The following is a 16,410-nucleotide window of genomic DNA, read 5'->3' on the forward strand; positions in this document are numbered from 1 at the left end:
TATATCTTTTTACTCTATTACAGTCACCATATCTTCCATAGGCTTTCTCACCTTTACAAGATTTACTAGCCAGTCTTCATCTTCTTTTCTGTATCCTAAAGGAAGTAATACTGCACTACGTAAACCCTTTTCGCGTAAGCCTAATATTTTATCTACTTCTGTAGCGTCAAAACCTTCTAGTGGTGTTGCATCTACATTTTCATAAGCTGCAGCGATGATTGCATGCGAAAAAGCGATATATGCTTGTCTCGCAGCGTGCTCAAAGTTTTCTTGCTCATCTTTTTGTGGGTAAGAATCTAATAACATCTGGCGGTAGTTTTCCCATCCTTCATTTTTAAATCCTCTTATATCATTAGTAAGATCAAACATGTAGTTGATTCTCTCAGGAGTATATGTATCCCAAGCAGCAAAAACTAACAAGTGTGAGCAATCCGTAACTACAGACTGGTTCCATGCTACAGGTCTAATTTGTTCTTTAATGTCTTGATTTTTAATTACCATAACCTCAAAAGGTTGTAGTCCGCTTGAAGTAGGAGCAAGTCTTGTAGCTTCTAAAATTCTTTCAATTTTATCTTCGGCTACTTTTTCACCATTCATTGCCTTTGCGGCATATCTCCAGTTTAACTTATCTAATAAATCCATATTCTTATTATTTGGTTTCTTGTTGTTTTTTATTGACATACTTTAATACTACTCCATGCAGATTGATAAGCTTCTTCCATGTGAGTTTTATCTAATTGAAAGGCTCCTCGCTTTTGGGTCATCATTAAAAATGAAAGCGGATTAATTGCATATGCGTATAGTATAAAATCTGATAATGGTTTGATAATTCCTTCCTTTTTACCGCGTTCCCATAAGTCGAGTAGGGGCTGTAAGTGCTTTATTCCTTCTTGTCTGCTTTCCTCATCAATCATAGGAGTGTTATCACACTGAGCAAGAAACATTGCTTTTTCACATTCCTTTAATTTAAAATCTGCAATGCGCTTCCAGATGTACTCAAAACCTGATTCTACTGGCAGCGTGGCGTCGTAAGAGGCAAATGCATATTCTGTATAAGAAGCCTTAACTTCTATATATGTTTTATTTACGAGGTCTTGCTTATTCTCAAAATATAAATAGATAGTGGCAGGAGAAACGTTTGCCATTTTGGCAATTTTACTCATAGGAGTAGCGTGAAAACCGTTATTGTTTACAAGCTCGATGGTCGCCTTTACAAGCGCATTACGTTTATCTATACTTTTTTGAAGTTTTGCCATGTTATCTTATTGCTGGTGCAAAGATAGTATCAAAAATGAACGTTCATTCTTTTTTAACAAACATTTAATTTAACAAGAGAATTAGGAGTATTAATTATGGTTTGTAAACAGAGCAGGTTTAATAACTAAGAAGGCGTATAGGTGTGATGTTACGCTTTCGCGAAAGCGTGAAAAAAGTACACTATTTAATTAAGTTTAAGCATGAGCTACAGACTAACACCAGTCAATGATAACCGAACCTTACCTCACTAAGAATACAAAATAAGGAAGACACCAAGCAAAATACCTGCGAGCGGAACTAGTTTCTTACGTTTATTCTTTTCCTTGAATACAAGACCACCTATAACTACGGCAATGATAAGTTGGCTACGTTTTATTGCAGAGAGTAACATGATAAGCGCATCTGGATCTTGTAGCGCTTTAAAATAAAAATAATCGGCGGTTTGTAGTAGTACACCTACTGCTATAATGGTCCACCTAAAGGTAAAGGCTTGTCTTTTTTCGGCTTTGGGAAACCAAGTAATCGCTAGAATGGCTAGTAACATCAAAATAGTATACCAGCAAAACCAAAACTGCAACGTTTGAGGATTAAGAGATAGATTCTGAATTAAGAACTTGTCGTACAATCCGCTGGAGGCTCCTAGGAAAGTAGCACCTATAATGGCAAAAATCCACTTATTCTTTCTAAAGTGAATCCCTTCTTTCTTACCAATATTTGCATACAGAATTACTGATAGAATAATCACAAAGAAACCTACCCATTGTAGAGCATTCGGTTGCTCTCTATATATAAAAATTGCACCTATAAATGTAAAAAACGGTCCAGCAGATCGTATAGGAGTGACTATGGTGATAGGTAAATGTTTTAAGGCTTGATAAGCCAGTATCCATGAGGCAGTCATAATCATGGACTTGATAATGATAAAACCGTGTGTTTTCCACGGAATAGGAGTGATGTAAAACCCTATTTCCTTAGTGTATTCTGGAAAAAATCTTGAACCTATAAAAAATGGAAGTATTAATACAAAACCAGCACAAAGTGTGCCTAGCAATACTGGTAACACCTCGTTACCTTGTACTGCATGTTTCTTTGCTAAGTTGTGTAATCCAAGAAAAAGTGCGGCTAGTAAGCCTAAATACATCCACATGGCGCGAATATACTTTTTTGTAAGATTTTAAAGTGCGTAGTATTGAGGATTCTCAAAGCTTTCGCGAAAGCGTAACCCAAATACATAATATAACACCCACTTTTAAAGAAAAGGTCAAAAGAGTATAATTACCTTTGCAAAAAATCTGTTTGCAGTTCATTATGCCCGAAGATCAAAGTAAAAATACCCAAGATAAAAGTCTCTCTCAACAAGAAATTGATGCATGTATAAATACATTGCAGCAACTAGTAGCCGATACGAATCAGCTTTTTGAGCTTCCAGAAGAACAGCGCACAGCGCTTCTCAAGGCTTCAGGAATGTTATCTCGCCCTAATAGAGATGAGTTTCAGCGTAGGAGGAAAGACGCAAAGAAGGCTGCCAAACGTAAGATGATTACTAGAGATAAGCACGCTCGTAAAACCACTGGAATACGATCTGCTAGAGAAGCTTCGCTTTTTGTTGCTCCTAAGTTACTGGGCGCAGCTGCAATCCCAGAAGACACTCCAGAACTTGAGTCTCCAAGAAATTGCTACGTGTGTAAAGCAGTGTATACAAAGCTGCACCACTTTTATGACACCATGTGTACTTCATGTGGTGATCTTAATTATGCAAAACGCTTTCAAACAGCCGATTTAAATGGGCAAGTAGCTGTAATAACAGGCTCAAGATTAAAAATAGGTTATCATATAACTCTCATGCTATTGCGTTCTGGTGCGACGGTTGTGGCAACCACACGTTTCCCTGCAGATAGCGCAATACGATATGCAAAGGAAGAAGATTATGGTGATTGGAGTGATCGCTTGCATATCCATGGTCTTGACTTACGTCATATACCAAGTGTAGAGATATTTTGTAATTATATAGAGCAGAAATATGATAGACTAGATATCTTAATTAATAATGCGGCACAAACGGTGCGTAGGCCATCTGGATTCTATTTTCACTTAATGGAAAATGAAAAACTACCCGTTGATCAACTTCCTAAGCTCGCACAGCCACTCTTACAAGATCACATTACCTGCTTGCAGGAGTTATCAGACTTAAGTGTGAGTACTGCAAAAACTAGTAAGAATAATGTATTGCCAGTTACTTGGCATGGACCTGAGCCAGGAATAGGACTGCGCAACTCGGCAGAGCTTTCTCAGATTCCTTATAGTTTTGATAATTCGTTACAAACTAGCGAAGTCTTTCCAGAAGGAAAACTAGATGCAGATTTACAACAAGTAGATTTACGTAAGACTAATAGCTGGCGATTAAAGCTAGGCGAGATAGAAACTACGGAGATGGTAGAAGTACAGCTAGTAAATGCTGTGGCGCCTTTTGTTTTATGTAATCGCTTGTCTAACCTTATGATGAAGGAAGATACTGGACAAAAGCATATCATAAATGTATCTGCTATGGAAGGTAAATTTCACCGCTTTAAAAAGGAAGATAGACACCCACATACTAATATGGCAAAGGCAGCATTAAACATGCTTACACACACGTCTTCTGCCACTTTTGCTAAGTCTGGGATCTATATGAACGCCGTAGATACGGGCTGGGTGACAGATGAGGACCCTGCAGAGCTATCAAAAAAGAAAGTAGAAGTACATGACTTTCAACCACCATTAGACATCGTAGACGGTGCTGCTAGGGTGATGGACCCACTTATTGATGGTATCAATACAGGTAAACATTGGTCTGGAAAATTTTTAAAAGACTATTTCCCTATAGATTGGTAATTAAAAGTTGTATTTTTGCAGCGTAATTGAATATCGATTACTAATTATTAAATAAATATTATTATGAGTAACGGAACAGTAAAATTTTTCAACGATACCAAAGGATTTGGTTTTATTACAGAAGAAGGTGTTGAAAAAGATCACTTTGTACACATTTCAGGACTAATCGATGAGATTCGCGAGGGTGACCAAGTTGAATTTGATCTTCAAGAAGGTAACAAAGGTTTAAACGCAGTAAACGTAAAAGTTATCTAATACATACTTTAAGTTTTTAAAAAAGCCCATCTATTTATTTAGATGGGCTTTTTGTTGTTATGGACTTTTTATGCTTTCGCGAAAGCGTACCTCTAATGCGTAACGCATGTCACAAGTAACTAACTCTTATTTAAAAGTGTGTCGCTGCTCTTGTGTAGAAGAAGCACTGAGCAACTCATTAAACGAGCGAATGCTATTGAAATCTATCGTTATCGCTTTTGAAACGGCAATACCATCTATACCAGCCTCCAAAATTTTTGTAACATCATCAAGTGTGATTCCTCCCACGGCAAGAATAGGAGTAGTGGTACCCAGTTCTTCTATAATTGCTTTGTAACCAGAAACACCCAGCGTGCTTGCTGTAGTTTCTTTTGTGGTAGTAGTGCTGTAAGGCCCTAGACTTATATAATCTACTTGCTTCTCAATAAGTGCCTCACAATCTTGTAAAGTATGTGCCGTCCCACCTATTATTTGCCAAGTGTATAAGTGCTTCCTAGCAGAGATAGGGCAGGCATCTGTACCTCCTAGATGTACTCCGTCTGCTTTAACCTCTTTGGCAAGTTTATAATCATCATTAATAATTAATCGCGTTTGGAAATGAGCGGTAATCTCTCTAGCTTCTTGTGCAATGGCAAGCAGTTTTTTTTGAGAACAATCTTTTACACGGAGTTGCACGAGCTCAGCTCCGGCATTACATGCTTTTTGTATATGTTCTATGTGCTCTTTGAGTGAGCTTCCTTGCGATATGTAATGAAGTTTTGGAATCATATTCTTCTTATTTAATAACTACGTAAAACAGTTATATAGTAATCTAGCAAAGATACTCATCCCGCGTGGGTCTTACTGCAGTTATGGAATGCATGTGTTATTAAAAATAAAGAGGCTGCCTATAAGTATATAAACAGCCTCTTTATAGTAGATTCTATGTAAAATCGTCTAATCTATTCTTCTTCGGTAACGAGTGAGTCTGCCATGGCTTGCTCCTTGTTTTCGCTATAATCTACAGGAACAGAATCTTTAATTCTAGTAAACTCCTCTAGACGTTCAAGATCTTCTTCCTCACCAGAAAAGTATGGGAATACATCCATAATAGGTGATTCAGAAACTGCTGGAATTGTATATTCACCCATCGTGTCTTTCATAGTGACAACAGTGTTATCAAAGGCTCCCTTCACATCATTTGCTTGTACAAGCAAATATTGATTAGTCTTACGCTCTTTACCACTTTCCTCATCATAAGCAATGAGTGATACACGAGATTTAAACCATCTATCTGAGTTTTCAAACGGATGTATCTCTGCGTAGTTTGCTACTTTTATGTTTGTGATTTTGATTTCTTCGCTATCACTTAAGTAGGCAGCCATTTCTTGCGTTATTCTACTTTCTGCTTCTGTATATGATATTGCATCTACTAGAAAAGGCTCTGTTTTTACCTTTTGAGTTCCAGATGCCTCATCAAATTTTCTATACTTTACTTTGCACTCATACCAAGTTGCACTCATATCTTTTTTATTTTAAGGTTGCCAAAAATAGGGGTTAGCTCAAGGCGAAAAAGTAAAAAACAACAATAGATATTCACAATCTCCAATTCATGAAGCTAGCTCTTTTAATACGAGTGATTTACCGCATAAAAAAGCTGAAATAAAAAAAGCGCCAACTATAATTTACAGTTGACGCTTTTCAAGTTGGGTATTCTTATAATTATTTAGCTGGTAAAACCACTGTATCTACTACGTGTATCACACCGTTAGACTGCATTACATCTGCAATAGTTACTGTAGAGCTGTTTCCATTTTGATCCATAAGAACTACTGATGTTCCTTTTACAGAAGCCATTAGTTTACCACCGTTTACAGTAGTAAATGTAGCCGTACCGTTGTTCTTTTTGATCTCGCTCATAATAGCAGCTGCATCAAATTTTCCTGCAACTACATGGTACGTAAGTACACCTTGTAAAGCTGTTTTACTTTCTGGCTTAAGTAGTGTTGCTACTGTTCCTGCTGGAAGCTTCTCAAAGGCAGCGTTTGTTGGAGCAAAAACTGTAAATGGACCTTCTCCTTGTAAAGTTTCTACAAGACCTGCAGCTTTTACAGCAGCAACTAGGGTAGTATGGTCTTTAGAGTTTACAGCATTCTCAACAATATTTTTAGAAGGATACATTGCTGCACCACCTACCATCACTGTCATTTCATCCATCATATCTTCACCCTCAGACATTTTATCGTCCATCATATCCTCCACTTGAGACAACTTATCATCCATCATCTCTTTTTGATCTGCTGCTTCTTCTTTTCCTACATTTTTTGAACCTTCACATGATGCAAGTGATAAAAGTCCTGCACAAAGTGCCATTGATAATACGTTTACTGTTTTCATAATTGTTTAGTGTTTGTGTTATATAGATTTACATATATAACGCAGCAGCTTCTCGTACGGTTCTCGGTAAGGTTTGAATTTGGGATAGGTTTAACAGTATACGTTAGAAAGTGAAATTCTAAATAAAACGTTTGTGATAAGACTTTAAGCGTAATCTGATTTACAAATTTAAGAACTCATCATAGCATGGCACGTCATAAGTGCCTTTGTGACATATATATAGTAATGCGAGTAATTATTGAGGTAACTTTCTGTTACTCTGATTAAAAGTTAAAATTTGTTAAGATTATTTGTGATTATACTCTAAATTTGAGCTGAATTTGTAAAACCTCTTAAAAAAGGTCTTAACAAACTTAAGCTAACCAACTTATACCTTATTAATGAAATTTTTCTTGTCAATACTATTCAGTGTAGTATTCTCGCTAAGCATTCAATCTCAAGAACCACAAGAAACAGAAATCGATGATTTATTCTCAGAACTTGATGACCTTACTATAGAAGGAGACAACGAAGTAATCGCTTCATTTAAATCTACTAGATTACTTATCGGGCAATCTACTGAACGTGTAAAGAAAAGTCAATTACATTTTAGAATCTCACACGTTTTTGGAAAAATAAAAGGTATTGACAATTTCTTTGGTCTTGATCAAATTAATAATATGCACTTTAGTCTAGAATATGGCCTTACAGACTATATTCAACTGGGTGTGGCGAGATCGAATAAGCCAGACAAAACCTATTCAAATAGTATTAAGATTAGTGCTCTTAGACAAAGATCTGGATCAAAGTCTTTCCCTTTTGCATTAAGCTATTTTGGGAGCTTAGATATTAAGACTAGAGAGTATTTTCCAGAGGCACGTAATAATAACTTCTCAGGAAGACTAGAATATGTAAATCAATTACTTATAAGTCGCAAGTTTTCAGAAAAATTATCCCTTCAACTTTCTCCTACACTAGTTTACAGAAACTTAACTGAAACTCAGGAAGATCCTAACGCTATATATTCTATAGCTGTAGGAGGTCGTTATCTCATATCGAGATCTATTTCGATTAATGGGGAGTATTATTACACGCTACCTACCTTTGATGCGCACAGTGCTCGCAAGAATACGCTCGCTTTAGGTCTTGATATAGAGACAGGCGGCCATGTTTTCCAATTGTTTTTTACAAATGCATTTGCTTTACACCCAGGGAAATTTGCTATCAATCAAAGCGGTAATTTCTTCAATCGTGATATTAACTTCGGTTTCAGCATACTGCGAGAATTCTCATTATAACAAATCAATTTAACTCTTATACCATGTACAAATCAATCGCAATTTTATTTCTAGTCTTTGCTTCAAGCCTTACTCAAGCACAAGAAAAGCTAGTTACTAGAACGGGCACTATCTCTTTCTCCTCAAAAACCCCTATAGAAAATATTGAGGCTACAAGTAATCAAGCAGCTAGCATTCTTAATATAGAGAAGAAGTTAATAGCTTTTAATGTTTTACTCAAATCTTTCAAATTTGAAAAAGCCTTGATGGAGGAGCACTTTAATGAAAAATATGTGCACTCAGATAAGTACCCATCTGCAAAATTTCAAGGAACTTTTGAAACAGATATTGATTTAAATTCTCCTCAAGTTTATAAAGATGTAAATATTAATGGCACTATGCTTTTTCATGGTAAAAAACAACCTACGTCTGTTAAAGCGACTATTGAAGTGATGAAAGACAAAACCTTAAAAGTCACTAGTGACTTCAAACTTGTTTTAGAAACATATGACATTGAAATACCATCTCTTGTAAAAGACAAAATTGCAGCAGACATTGATGTTAATCTTGTAGCAAATTATAAGTAATATGGTTAAAAAGATAAGTATTGTTGCGCTTTTAGTCATTGTAGGAGCTATTGTTTACGGAATTTATTCATTTAATAAGCCCGCAGAAACTGTTACTACCTCAAATGCAGATTTGAAAGTTACAGCAACCACCTTAATTGACAAGATGGAATCTGATACAGAGGCTGCTCGTACCTTATTAAATCAAGTTATCGAGGTTACCGGTAAGGTCTCATTATTAGAAAAAGGAGAACAAACAACCATTGTTATTCTTAATGAGCAAATAAAGTGTGAAATACATAACGCTCAACTGGAAGGGTCCTTGACTATAGGAAATGAAATAACTGTGAAAGGGGTTTACAGTGGATTAGATGAGATGTTTAATGAAATTATATTATCAAAATGTCAGCTTATAAATTAATAATTGTACTAGGTCTACTCGTAATGACCGGCTGTACCTCAGAGCAAGCAGATGTTGAGTACCCTGTAAATGATGCCGCGGCTCAAGAGTTTTACACAACTACTTTAAAACAAGTCATTGATAATAAGTGTATTTCCTGCCATATATATCATATTGAAGGTAACAACCGCTACGATACGTATGAAAAAACTAAATCAAATATCGTACAGATGGTAAGTCGTATATCTTCTACTTCAAATACTGTAATGCCACCAGCCGATGCTGTCCAACTTACTCAAGAAGAGAGTGAGAGTTTCCAGACTTTCTTAGCGTTATTAAGTGCAAATGAAGAAGAAGTTCCTGCAGCTAGAATACAAATAGAATGGACAGCATATAAATACCCAGACTACGATAATAGGGCAGGAGTGAGCGGTACCTTTGATGAAATAAGCTACGAACTTAACGAAAGCGCAATTGTACCTATTGACTTACTCGATAATGCTAAGGTAACTGTAAATACAAGCTCTGTTAATGTGGGTAATGAGTCAGAGAGAACCACTAATGTAGGAACATTTTTCAGTGCCTTTACACCAGATATCATAGGAGATGTAATTAGTTATGATAACAATGAAGTCACCATACTTTTTGAAATGAATGGAATCACAGCAACAGAGACTTTTGATATTGTTGTAAATGAGGATAGTCTTGTGCTTTCTGGAAGTATTCCAGATATGAATATTTTCAACTGGCAGTTAGGTTATGATGCGCTAGATAGTGTATGCGGTGATTATCATGAGAATAAAGTTTGGGAAGATATTGACGTAACAATTGTAATATTGACTAATCAATAAAAAATATGGCAAGCTAGATGATGCTATTATCTAGCTTGCCTTTATTCGCTTTTGCTAAAAATTCTACATACAGCCTGCCCGTCATTAGTACTAATCACGTGCTTCGATGATAAATTAGTTAGCTTTCGCGAAAGTGTGCTTCTCATTTCCATTCATAAATAATATGTAAAGTATTGTAACTATAAACAACAGCAATAAATACCAAGTATTTGCTACAAGATCTAAGTAATTGATATTACCTTCTGAGAAGCTCAAAATCATTAAAACCTGCGCTCCATAAGGTAATAAGCCCTGAAAGATACAAGCGAAAATATCCAGAATAGAAGCCGTTTTCTTATTGTCTAACTCATATTCATCATTAATGGTTTTTGCGATAGTTCCAGCAACTTCTATCACGGTTTTCGGTAAGGCTTGATTTTGGGATAGCTTTAACAATAAGGAACTTTATAATCATAAAATGACAATAGGAGTATAGTTACAGCATTACATATAAAAATAATGTTGATTTGGTTTGCATATATTTTTTTGCTTTCGCGAAAGCGGTACTTTTCCTTAAAAATAGAATGACCACAACATCTATTATTAAAGGCTATATAAAGTCGTGATTGTCTCAGAGTTTACAAATTATAGAAACAGATTAACAATTCTAGTTGATAATTATTGTCAGTCGTTCTCCAATTGATTTTTTTTAATCAACAAACTAGCACATAATAGAAGAAATCCTAGAACTGCAAGTTGTATTACATATAATTTATGATGCTTAAGTGCACCAAAGTAATCTACAAACAAAACTAGGTTGATATTTGCATAAGTAATCATGAAGAAGAGTACTTCAAATAGCTTTTTACCTTTAGAGATAATTCCTAATAAGGCCGCAACCATAACAACAATAACACCTCCGAAAATAATCGCTAGCATACCTTCAAAATTTATTAATAATCCTAAACGAATTATTAGAGGAAAGGCGAGAAGTAGCATTAAAATAACTGCGGCACTTACTTGGGAAAGTAATAATCTACCTAAAGGTTTATAAGAAGTAAATACAAAATGAGAAAGATTATTTGTGATCTCTTTGGATGTTAAATCAGACAATCTACTAACTTGTAAAAACCAAAGAACCGGTAAAACTATTTGATGAGAAACTTTTAAAGGCAATACGACTAATAGCAGCATCCCGAGAAGATTAATAAGCCACAACCATTTTTTACCTTTTCTAAATAATAGTATCAACTCTGTTTTTATTAAAGGAAGAATGCTGTAATTGATTTGTGCTTTGGGTAGTTTTAATAAATTTATATTTTTACTACTGATCTCATTTTCTGTAAAGTTGTTGAGCTTCTTTGTAGACTTAAGCTTCCTCATATTAAATCGATGAAAAAATGGTGAGATTATGGCAATGATTATAAAGCCTAAAACCACCCAAATGAATCGGCTTATGATAAAGGACATAGAAAAGTCCATTCCATTGAAAAGGAATTTTTTAGACGAATCAATATCACTTAGTATATATCCAATACTTAAGTTTGAGTTTTCATCAGTAATTGTAAGCTCTCTCACCATTTCTTCCAATTGATGAATGACTATTTTGCTTCCAAACAAATCATAGTTAAATTCAGATTCATTTATAGGTGTAAAGGTGATTAGTGCAGAAAACAGGAAGAAGTACCCTATATTCTGTAAGACCGAAAATCTACCTAAAAACACTTCAAACACAACTGCTATTACTGAAATCAAAAACATGGTTGGAATTGTAATGAGCAGATAGGGTTTTATAAATTGATATAGTTCAAAGGAGTATCCTTCATTGTATAACACAAAGAGTATGATACTCATTATAAAAACAACCCCAACGATGGTCGATAGTATTAAGAAGTTACTTAGTGTTTTAGCAAGTAGATACTTAAAATTTGATATAGAAGTAGAAGCTATAATTTGACCAACTTTTGTTTCTATGTCTTTTTTTAAACCACTGTTGATTAAATAAAAACCAATTAATGACAGAAAGAAGCTAGTCATAATTGCGGTTACATAACCAAACCACGCAGCATTATAGTACCCTACATATCCAGAAATTCTTATTGTAGAATAGTTTGAATTTGGCTCAGGAACAAAAGAGTAAGCAATTACGAGGCTTGCACAAAGCGTTATTAAAAAGGCATAGCTTCTAGTGCGTTGCAAATAATCTAATTTTATAATATTGAAAAATGGCGCCATATCAATTATTTTTAGTCATATACAAATAGGCATCTTCTAAATTGCCTTCCATTTTAGTTGCCCTTTCTACAGGCTTTTCTGTAATAAATCGAACTTTGATGTCCCCTTTTTTTCTAGAAGTACTTACAATGGTATGCTGCAATTTGAAAGTGCTTAATTCTTCTATTTTAATTGTTATTTCAAACACCTTATTGTTAACAGTAGCGATTATTTGGTCTTGGTTTCCATGAGTAATTAAACTTCCATTTTTTATAATTGCAACGTTATCTGCAATGGTATCAATGTCTGAAACAATGTGTGAAGAGAGTATCACAATACAATCGTTTGCCAAATCCGAAATGAGATTTCTAAAGCGTACACGCTCCTCAGGATCAAGTCCCACTGTAGGCTCATCAAAGATTACAATCTTAGGATTATTTAATAAAACTTGAGCAATACCCACACGTTGCTTCATTCCTCCAGAGTAGCCACCTATAGGCCTATGGCTGGCTTCTTGTAGATTTAAGCCTTCTAGCAACTCTTTAATTCTTGGTTTTAAGTTAGGTCCACCTACACCCTTAATGGCAGCCATATATTCTAGAAACTCAAAAGCATTAAGATTAGGGTACACCCCAAAATCTTGAGGCAGAAACCCTAATTGCTGTCGCATATAATTAGGATCTTTAATAATATTATTTTTGTTTAATAAAATACGCCCATCACTAGGTTTATTTACAGTGGCTATCATCTTAAGTAATGTAGACTTTCCTGCACCGTTAGGACCTAGCAAGCCTAGTATGCCTTTCTCAATAGTAATAGAAAAGTCTTTTAATCCGTACTTATTTTTGGAGTACCTTTTTGATACATTTTGAATTTCTAGTTTCATCATATTATTTGTTATTTCGTTTTATGATTGTTGCTAGCGCGTCTTAATTATATGTAGTTATTTAAATAAGTATAGCTATCAAAAAGGATGAAATGCTCAAGGAGCATCTATTCTCAATCACACCTCAAAACTCTTATAATCAATTACTATTAAAAAATAAGAATGATAAAGGGCTCTATTAAAATGATGTAGTCACAAAGTAGGCTTGTCTCTATAAAATGTATGTTCAGATAAGAAAATGCGACTTTCATCATTTAAAATAATACTAAGAGGATGATGTGGTATTTTTGAGTAGACTTAAACTCCGTGTAATGTCAAAACTAGACCATTGGATAGATAACAAAATCGTACAAAACCTCTTTGTATGGTTTTTCTTATTCTTGATTTTATTAACGAGTATTCAGTCAGAAAATAGAGCATTATCTGCGCTATTTGCTATTGCATTACTTGCACCTCCAGTCTATCTAAACAATCTATTTATACTTCCTTTATTTAGAAAAAAGCTTCTCATATTTATCTTTCTGTTCTTATTAAATACCATCATATTTACAGTAGTTGCAGTCTTCTTCATTAAAATGGGAATAGAGGGAGATTTTAAATTAGAAATGTTTTTGAATTTCTTTGGTATCATGATATTAGCACTTGTTTGTGCTATAGCCATGAAATTAGCAAGAGATAGTTTTACAAGAAGACAAGAAGAAAAAGAAGCCGAATTAAAATTACTGAAAGCGCAGTTAAACCCACATTTCCTATTTAATACCCTCAACAATTTATACGGATTATCTGTTATAAAGTCTGATAAACTACCCAGCTTAATGTTGAAACTTTCAGACTTGTTACGCTATAGTTTATATGAAACTAAGGAGACTCTTGTACCGCTTACCAAGGAAATAGAATACTTAGAGAATTATATCTCTTTAGAAAAAATTAGATTAGAAAATACAACGCAAATATCCCTCACAAAAAAGGGAAATCTAGATGATGTGTCAATAGCACCTATGCTATTAATAGTTTTTGTAGAAAATGCTTTCAAGCATTTACATGTATCAAATAAAGAAAAGGGGAGTGTCGTTATTTCAATAAAAGAAGAACACAATAGGATAACCTTTAGTTGTGTAAATACAAGTGAGACATCTATATTAAATGAGGAACATCTAGAGAAAGGTAAAAGCGGTATTGGATTAGAAAATGCAAAGAAAAGATTGGCATTAATATATCCTGAGAAACATGAACTAACAATTCAAAAGAGTGAGAAGCTATTTAGTATTGTATTAACGCTACATTTATAACATGAACATACTAAAATGTATTCTAGCAGATGATGAGCCAATTGCCCGTCAAATATTAGAAAATTATATTCAAGAGCTTCCGCAATTAGAATTAGTAGCCTCCTGTAAAAATGCATTTGAAGTCATGGAAACACTTCAAAAAGAAACTATTGATGTACTATTTTTAGACATTAATATGCCTAAGCTTTCAGGTTTGAGTTTACTAAAAACTATGGAGCAAAAACCAGCAGTAATCATTACGACGGCTTATTCAGAATATGCTCTTGAAGGTTTTGAACTATCTGTTACAGACTATTTATTAAAACCATTTTCACTAGAGCGATTTATCCAAGCGATTCATAAAGTTAAGCCGGCAATGGTGAGTGTACCCTACAGTAATACTCAACAAGAAGATGTACAAGAGTACATATTTGTAAAAAGTGATAAGAAATTCATCAAGATCAATTTTAACACTATAAGTCATATTGAAGCTTGCGGTAACTACATTAAAATATTCGTTAGTGATTCCATGATATTAACGCAACAAACATTATCTGATTTTCTAGAAAAGTTACCCAACCAATTTTTACGAATCCATAAGTCATTCTTGATTAATTTTAACCAATTACAATTAATTGATGGTAATCAAATAGTATTACAAAACGATCTTAAATTACCAATAGGTAAATCGTATAGAAAAGCGGTTTTAGATAGAATCTAAGCGCTGTGTTAGTATGTAAAAACATAAGTTTTATTCAGGTATATTTCTCGTAAACGGCAATAATAACCACTAATATAATATCGCTTTCGCAAAAAATTCTACATACAGCCTGCCCGTCATTAGTACTAACCACGTGCTTCGATGATAAATTAATTAGCTTTCGCGAAAGCGTGCTTCTCATTTCCATTCATAAATAATATGTAAAGTATTGTAACTATAAACAACAGCAGTAAATACAAGGTGTTTGCTACAAGATCTAAGTAATTGATATTACCTTCTGAGAAGCTCAAAATCATCAAAACCTGGGCTCCATAAGGTAATAAGCCCTGAAAGATACAAGCGAAAATATCCAGAATAGAAGCCGTTTTCTTATTGTCTAACTCATATTCATCATTAATGGTTTTTGCTATAGGTCCAGCAACGATGATAGATACGGTGTTATTTGCAATTGCCATATTGATGGTACTTACCAGCGCTGCAATACCAAGTTGGGCAGTTTTTTTACTCTTAATGAATTTTTTAATATTAACTAATATAAACTCAATACCGCCATTACTAGCCACAAGCGCAGCAAGACCACCAGTGAGTAGAGATAACAAGAAAATCTCAGTCATATTTGTAAATCCTGTGTAGGCAATTTTTGTGGACTCAATAATGGTAAAATCACCATAAAGAATCCCTAGTAAGGCTGCAGCAAGTACACCTACAAGTAGCGTTACAAAAACGTTGAGACCTACAATAGAAAGTATAATGACGAGGACATAAGGAGTAATTTTTATTACATCATATTCATAAACAACTGTTTCTGTAACATCTGTTTTTAGATCTACTCCTTGAAAAATTAAGATAGCGATTGTTATAAGTGCAGCAGGAACGGCAATCTTTATATTTTGCTTGAATTTATCACTCATTTTTGTTCCCAAAGATTGAGTGGCAGCAATCGTGGTATCTGAAATTACTGAGAGGTTATCTCCAAACATACTACCTCCTAGCAGAGCTCCACAAAGTATGGCAAGGTCTGCGCTACTTTTATCTGCAAAACCAACAACAATGGGTGCTAAAGCTACAATTGCTCCCACAGAAGTCCCTGTAGAAACTGATAAAAACCCAGCAATCACAAAAATACCTACGTAGATATATTGTATCGCAATGTAATCTAAGCCCAGGTTTACAATCGCATCTACACTCCCTGAAGCATTAGTAATTGCGGCAAATGCCCCAGCAAGTAAATAAATGAGGCACATGGTTAAAATTTTGTCATCACCACATCCTTTGAGTAAGATGTCAATCTTAACATTTATAGTCTGTTTAAACATTATAAAAGCCACAATAATTCCAGCAATAACCGCCATAGGAGCAGGCAGTGCATAAAAGTCTTCTTGATAAATACCAACGCCTAAAAATGTAATAACAAATACAAATAGCGGGATTAAGGCTGTAAATTTTGGGGTAATTTGTGTAGTCTGTGTCATGTTCTTCTTCATTCTTGCAAGGAGATAATAGCAATTAG

18 protein-coding genes are annotated in these 16,410 nt (G+C 34.6%); 8 read left to right on the plus strand and 10 right to left on the minus strand.

Features of this window, described 5'->3' with window-relative positions; translation table 11 throughout:
* Nucleotides 1–9 precede the first annotated feature (9 nt).
* The 3 genes from SJY37_RS12590 to SJY37_RS12600 form a co-directional block, all read right to left on the minus strand.
* Nucleotides 10–642, minus strand: a complete 633-nt coding sequence (locus SJY37_RS12590; protein WP_339844472.1) for an NAD(P)H-dependent oxidoreductase — start codon at nucleotides 640–642, stop codon at nucleotides 10–12.
* 29 nt (nucleotides 643–671) lie between these two features.
* The gene (locus SJY37_RS12595; protein ID WP_298325070.1) at nucleotides 672–1,256 is read right to left on the minus strand and encodes a TetR/AcrR family transcriptional regulator; all 585 of its coding nucleotides are present in this window, start codon (nucleotides 1,254–1,256) and stop codon (nucleotides 672–674) included.
* A 248-nt stretch (nucleotides 1,257–1,504) separates the two neighbouring features.
* Entirely contained in the window at nucleotides 1,505–2,404 is a 900-nt protein-coding gene (locus SJY37_RS12600) for an EamA family transporter (protein WP_339844470.1), read from the minus strand.
* A gap of 161 nt (nucleotides 2,405–2,565) precedes the next feature.
* Between SJY37_RS12600 and SJY37_RS12605 the strand changes: the two genes are divergently transcribed.
* Together SJY37_RS12605 and SJY37_RS12610 are read left to right on the plus strand one after the other, a co-directional pair.
* On the plus strand, nucleotides 2,566–4,128 hold the full coding sequence (locus SJY37_RS12605; RefSeq protein WP_379953153.1) for an SDR family NAD(P)-dependent oxidoreductase: 1,563 nt from the start codon (nucleotides 2,566–2,568) through the stop codon (nucleotides 4,126–4,128).
* Between the two features lie 63 nt (nucleotides 4,129–4,191).
* Complete coding sequence (locus tag SJY37_RS12610; protein ID WP_298325079.1) at nucleotides 4,192–4,383, plus strand: cold-shock protein; 192 nt, start codon at nucleotides 4,192–4,194, stop codon at nucleotides 4,381–4,383.
* A 126-nt stretch (nucleotides 4,384–4,509) separates the two neighbouring features.
* Here SJY37_RS12610 and thiE read toward each other — a convergent pair whose 3' ends face one another.
* The 3 genes from thiE to SJY37_RS12625 form a co-directional block, all read right to left on the minus strand.
* The gene (gene thiE, locus SJY37_RS12615) at nucleotides 4,510–5,151 is read right to left on the minus strand and encodes a thiamine phosphate synthase (protein WP_379953154.1); all 642 of its coding nucleotides are present in this window, start codon (nucleotides 5,149–5,151) and stop codon (nucleotides 4,510–4,512) included.
* 173 nt (nucleotides 5,152–5,324) lie between these two features.
* Entirely contained in the window at nucleotides 5,325–5,885 is a 561-nt protein-coding gene (locus SJY37_RS12620; RefSeq protein ID WP_379953155.1) for a DUF4494 domain-containing protein, read from the minus strand.
* Between the two features lie 199 nt (nucleotides 5,886–6,084).
* Entirely contained in the window at nucleotides 6,085–6,759 is a 675-nt protein-coding gene (locus tag SJY37_RS12625) for a fasciclin domain-containing protein (RefSeq protein ID WP_379953156.1), read from the minus strand.
* Between the two features lie 380 nt (nucleotides 6,760–7,139).
* On the opposite strand from SJY37_RS12625, the gene SJY37_RS12630 reads away from it, so the two are divergent.
* Genes SJY37_RS12630 through SJY37_RS12645 form a run of 4 tightly spaced genes read left to right on the plus strand, consistent with a single transcriptional unit; the run spans nucleotide 7,140 to nucleotide 9,832 of the window.
* Nucleotides 7,140–8,036, plus strand: a complete 897-nt coding sequence (locus tag SJY37_RS12630) for a DUF5777 family beta-barrel protein (RefSeq protein ID WP_379953157.1) — start codon at nucleotides 7,140–7,142, stop codon at nucleotides 8,034–8,036.
* Nucleotides 8,037–8,059: 23 nt separating this feature from the next.
* Nucleotides 8,060–8,602: a YceI family protein gene (locus tag SJY37_RS12635; protein ID WP_379953158.1), complete on the plus strand. Its 543-nt coding sequence runs from the start codon at nucleotides 8,060–8,062 to the stop codon at nucleotides 8,600–8,602.
* 1 nt (nucleotide 8,603) lies between these two features.
* Nucleotides 8,604–9,002 (plus strand): hypothetical protein, encoded by a 399-nt coding sequence (locus tag SJY37_RS12640; RefSeq protein WP_379953159.1) that lies wholly within the window; start codon nucleotides 8,604–8,606, stop codon nucleotides 9,000–9,002.
* Nucleotides 8,984–9,832, plus strand: a complete 849-nt coding sequence (locus SJY37_RS12645) for a YceI family protein (RefSeq protein WP_379953160.1) — start codon at nucleotides 8,984–8,986, stop codon at nucleotides 9,830–9,832. The genes SJY37_RS12640 and SJY37_RS12645 overlap by 19 nt, the downstream gene beginning before the upstream one ends.
* A gap of 114 nt (nucleotides 9,833–9,946) precedes the next feature.
* Here the strand turns inward: SJY37_RS12645 and SJY37_RS12650 are convergent, their stop codons facing one another.
* The 3 genes from SJY37_RS12650 to SJY37_RS12660 form a co-directional block, all read right to left on the minus strand.
* On the minus strand, nucleotides 9,947–10,267 hold the full coding sequence (locus tag SJY37_RS12650) for a hypothetical protein (RefSeq protein ID WP_379953161.1): 321 nt from the start codon (nucleotides 10,265–10,267) through the stop codon (nucleotides 9,947–9,949).
* 228 nt (nucleotides 10,268–10,495) lie between these two features.
* Complete coding sequence (locus SJY37_RS12655; RefSeq protein ID WP_379953162.1) at nucleotides 10,496–12,046, minus strand: hypothetical protein; 1,551 nt, start codon at nucleotides 12,044–12,046, stop codon at nucleotides 10,496–10,498.
* Between the two features lies 1 nt (nucleotide 12,047).
* Nucleotides 12,048–12,914, minus strand: coding sequence for an ABC transporter ATP-binding protein (locus tag SJY37_RS12660; RefSeq protein ID WP_379953163.1), 867 nt, complete (start codon nucleotides 12,912–12,914; stop codon nucleotides 12,048–12,050).
* Between the two features lie 308 nt (nucleotides 12,915–13,222).
* On the opposite strand from SJY37_RS12660, the gene SJY37_RS12665 reads away from it, so the two are divergent.
* Both SJY37_RS12665 and SJY37_RS12670 read left to right on the plus strand, forming a co-directional pair.
* Complete coding sequence (locus SJY37_RS12665) at nucleotides 13,223–14,200, plus strand: sensor histidine kinase (protein WP_379953164.1); 978 nt, start codon at nucleotides 13,223–13,225, stop codon at nucleotides 14,198–14,200.
* A gap of 1 nt (nucleotide 14,201) precedes the next feature.
* Nucleotides 14,202–14,900 carry a LytR/AlgR family response regulator transcription factor gene (locus tag SJY37_RS12670; protein ID WP_379953165.1) on the plus strand — a complete coding sequence of 233 codons (699 nt, stop codon included), beginning with the start codon at nucleotides 14,202–14,204 and terminating at the stop codon, nucleotides 14,898–14,900.
* Between the two features lie 149 nt (nucleotides 14,901–15,049).
* On the opposite strand, the gene SJY37_RS12675 is transcribed toward SJY37_RS12670, so the two are convergent.
* Nucleotides 15,050–16,372, minus strand: a complete 1,323-nt coding sequence (locus SJY37_RS12675) for a Na+/H+ antiporter NhaC family protein (RefSeq protein WP_379953166.1) — start codon at nucleotides 16,370–16,372, stop codon at nucleotides 15,050–15,052.
* Between the last annotated feature and the right edge of the window lie 38 nt (nucleotides 16,373–16,410).

The sequence above is a fragment of the Dokdonia sp. R78006 genome (assembly GCF_042466145.1).
In the GTDB taxonomy this organism is placed as follows: Bacteria; Bacteroidota; Bacteroidia; order Flavobacteriales; family Flavobacteriaceae; genus Dokdonia.

Excerpts from the sequence above, each read along its gene's own strand:
- SJY37_RS12635 (WP_379953158.1), top strand. The coding sequence starts at position 8,060 with ATGTACAAATCAATCGCAATTTTATTTCTAGTCTTTGCTTCAAGCCTT.
- SJY37_RS12625 (WP_379953156.1), bottom strand. The coding sequence starts at position 6,759 with ATGAAAACAGTAAACGTATTATCAATGGCACTTTGTGCAGGACTTTTA.
- SJY37_RS12590 (WP_339844472.1), bottom strand. The coding sequence starts at position 642 with ATGGATTTATTAGATAAGTTAAACTGGAGATATGCCGCAAAGGCAATG.
- SJY37_RS12605 (WP_379953153.1), top strand. The coding sequence starts at position 2,566 with ATGCCCGAAGATCAAAGTAAAAATACCCAAGATAAAAGTCTCTCTCAA.
- SJY37_RS12665 (WP_379953164.1), top strand. The coding sequence starts at position 13,223 with ATGTCAAAACTAGACCATTGGATAGATAACAAAATCGTACAAAACCTC.
- thiE (WP_379953154.1), bottom strand. The coding sequence starts at position 5,151 with ATGATTCCAAAACTTCATTACATATCGCAAGGAAGCTCACTCAAAGAG.
- SJY37_RS12600 (WP_339844470.1), bottom strand. The coding sequence starts at position 2,404 with ATGTGGATGTATTTAGGCTTACTAGCCGCACTTTTTCTTGGATTACAC.
- SJY37_RS12610 (WP_298325079.1), top strand. The coding sequence starts at position 4,192 with ATGAGTAACGGAACAGTAAAATTTTTCAACGATACCAAAGGATTTGGT.
- SJY37_RS12660 (WP_379953163.1), bottom strand. The coding sequence starts at position 12,914 with ATGATGAAACTAGAAATTCAAAATGTATCAAAAAGGTACTCCAAAAAT.
- SJY37_RS12655 (WP_379953162.1), bottom strand. The coding sequence starts at position 12,046 with ATGGCGCCATTTTTCAATATTATAAAATTAGATTATTTGCAACGCACT.
- SJY37_RS12630 (WP_379953157.1), top strand. The coding sequence starts at position 7,140 with ATGAAATTTTTCTTGTCAATACTATTCAGTGTAGTATTCTCGCTAAGC.
- SJY37_RS12595 (WP_298325070.1), bottom strand. The coding sequence starts at position 1,256 with ATGGCAAAACTTCAAAAAAGTATAGATAAACGTAATGCGCTTGTAAAG.
- SJY37_RS12640 (WP_379953159.1), top strand. The coding sequence starts at position 8,604 with ATGGTTAAAAAGATAAGTATTGTTGCGCTTTTAGTCATTGTAGGAGCT.
- SJY37_RS12645 (WP_379953160.1), top strand. The coding sequence starts at position 8,984 with ATGTCAGCTTATAAATTAATAATTGTACTAGGTCTACTCGTAATGACC.
- SJY37_RS12670 (WP_379953165.1), top strand. The coding sequence starts at position 14,202 with ATGAACATACTAAAATGTATTCTAGCAGATGATGAGCCAATTGCCCGT.
- SJY37_RS12620 (WP_379953155.1), bottom strand. The coding sequence starts at position 5,885 with ATGAGTGCAACTTGGTATGAGTGCAAAGTAAAGTATAGAAAATTTGAT.
- SJY37_RS12675 (WP_379953166.1), bottom strand. The coding sequence starts at position 16,372 with ATGACACAGACTACACAAATTACCCCAAAATTTACAGCCTTAATCCCG.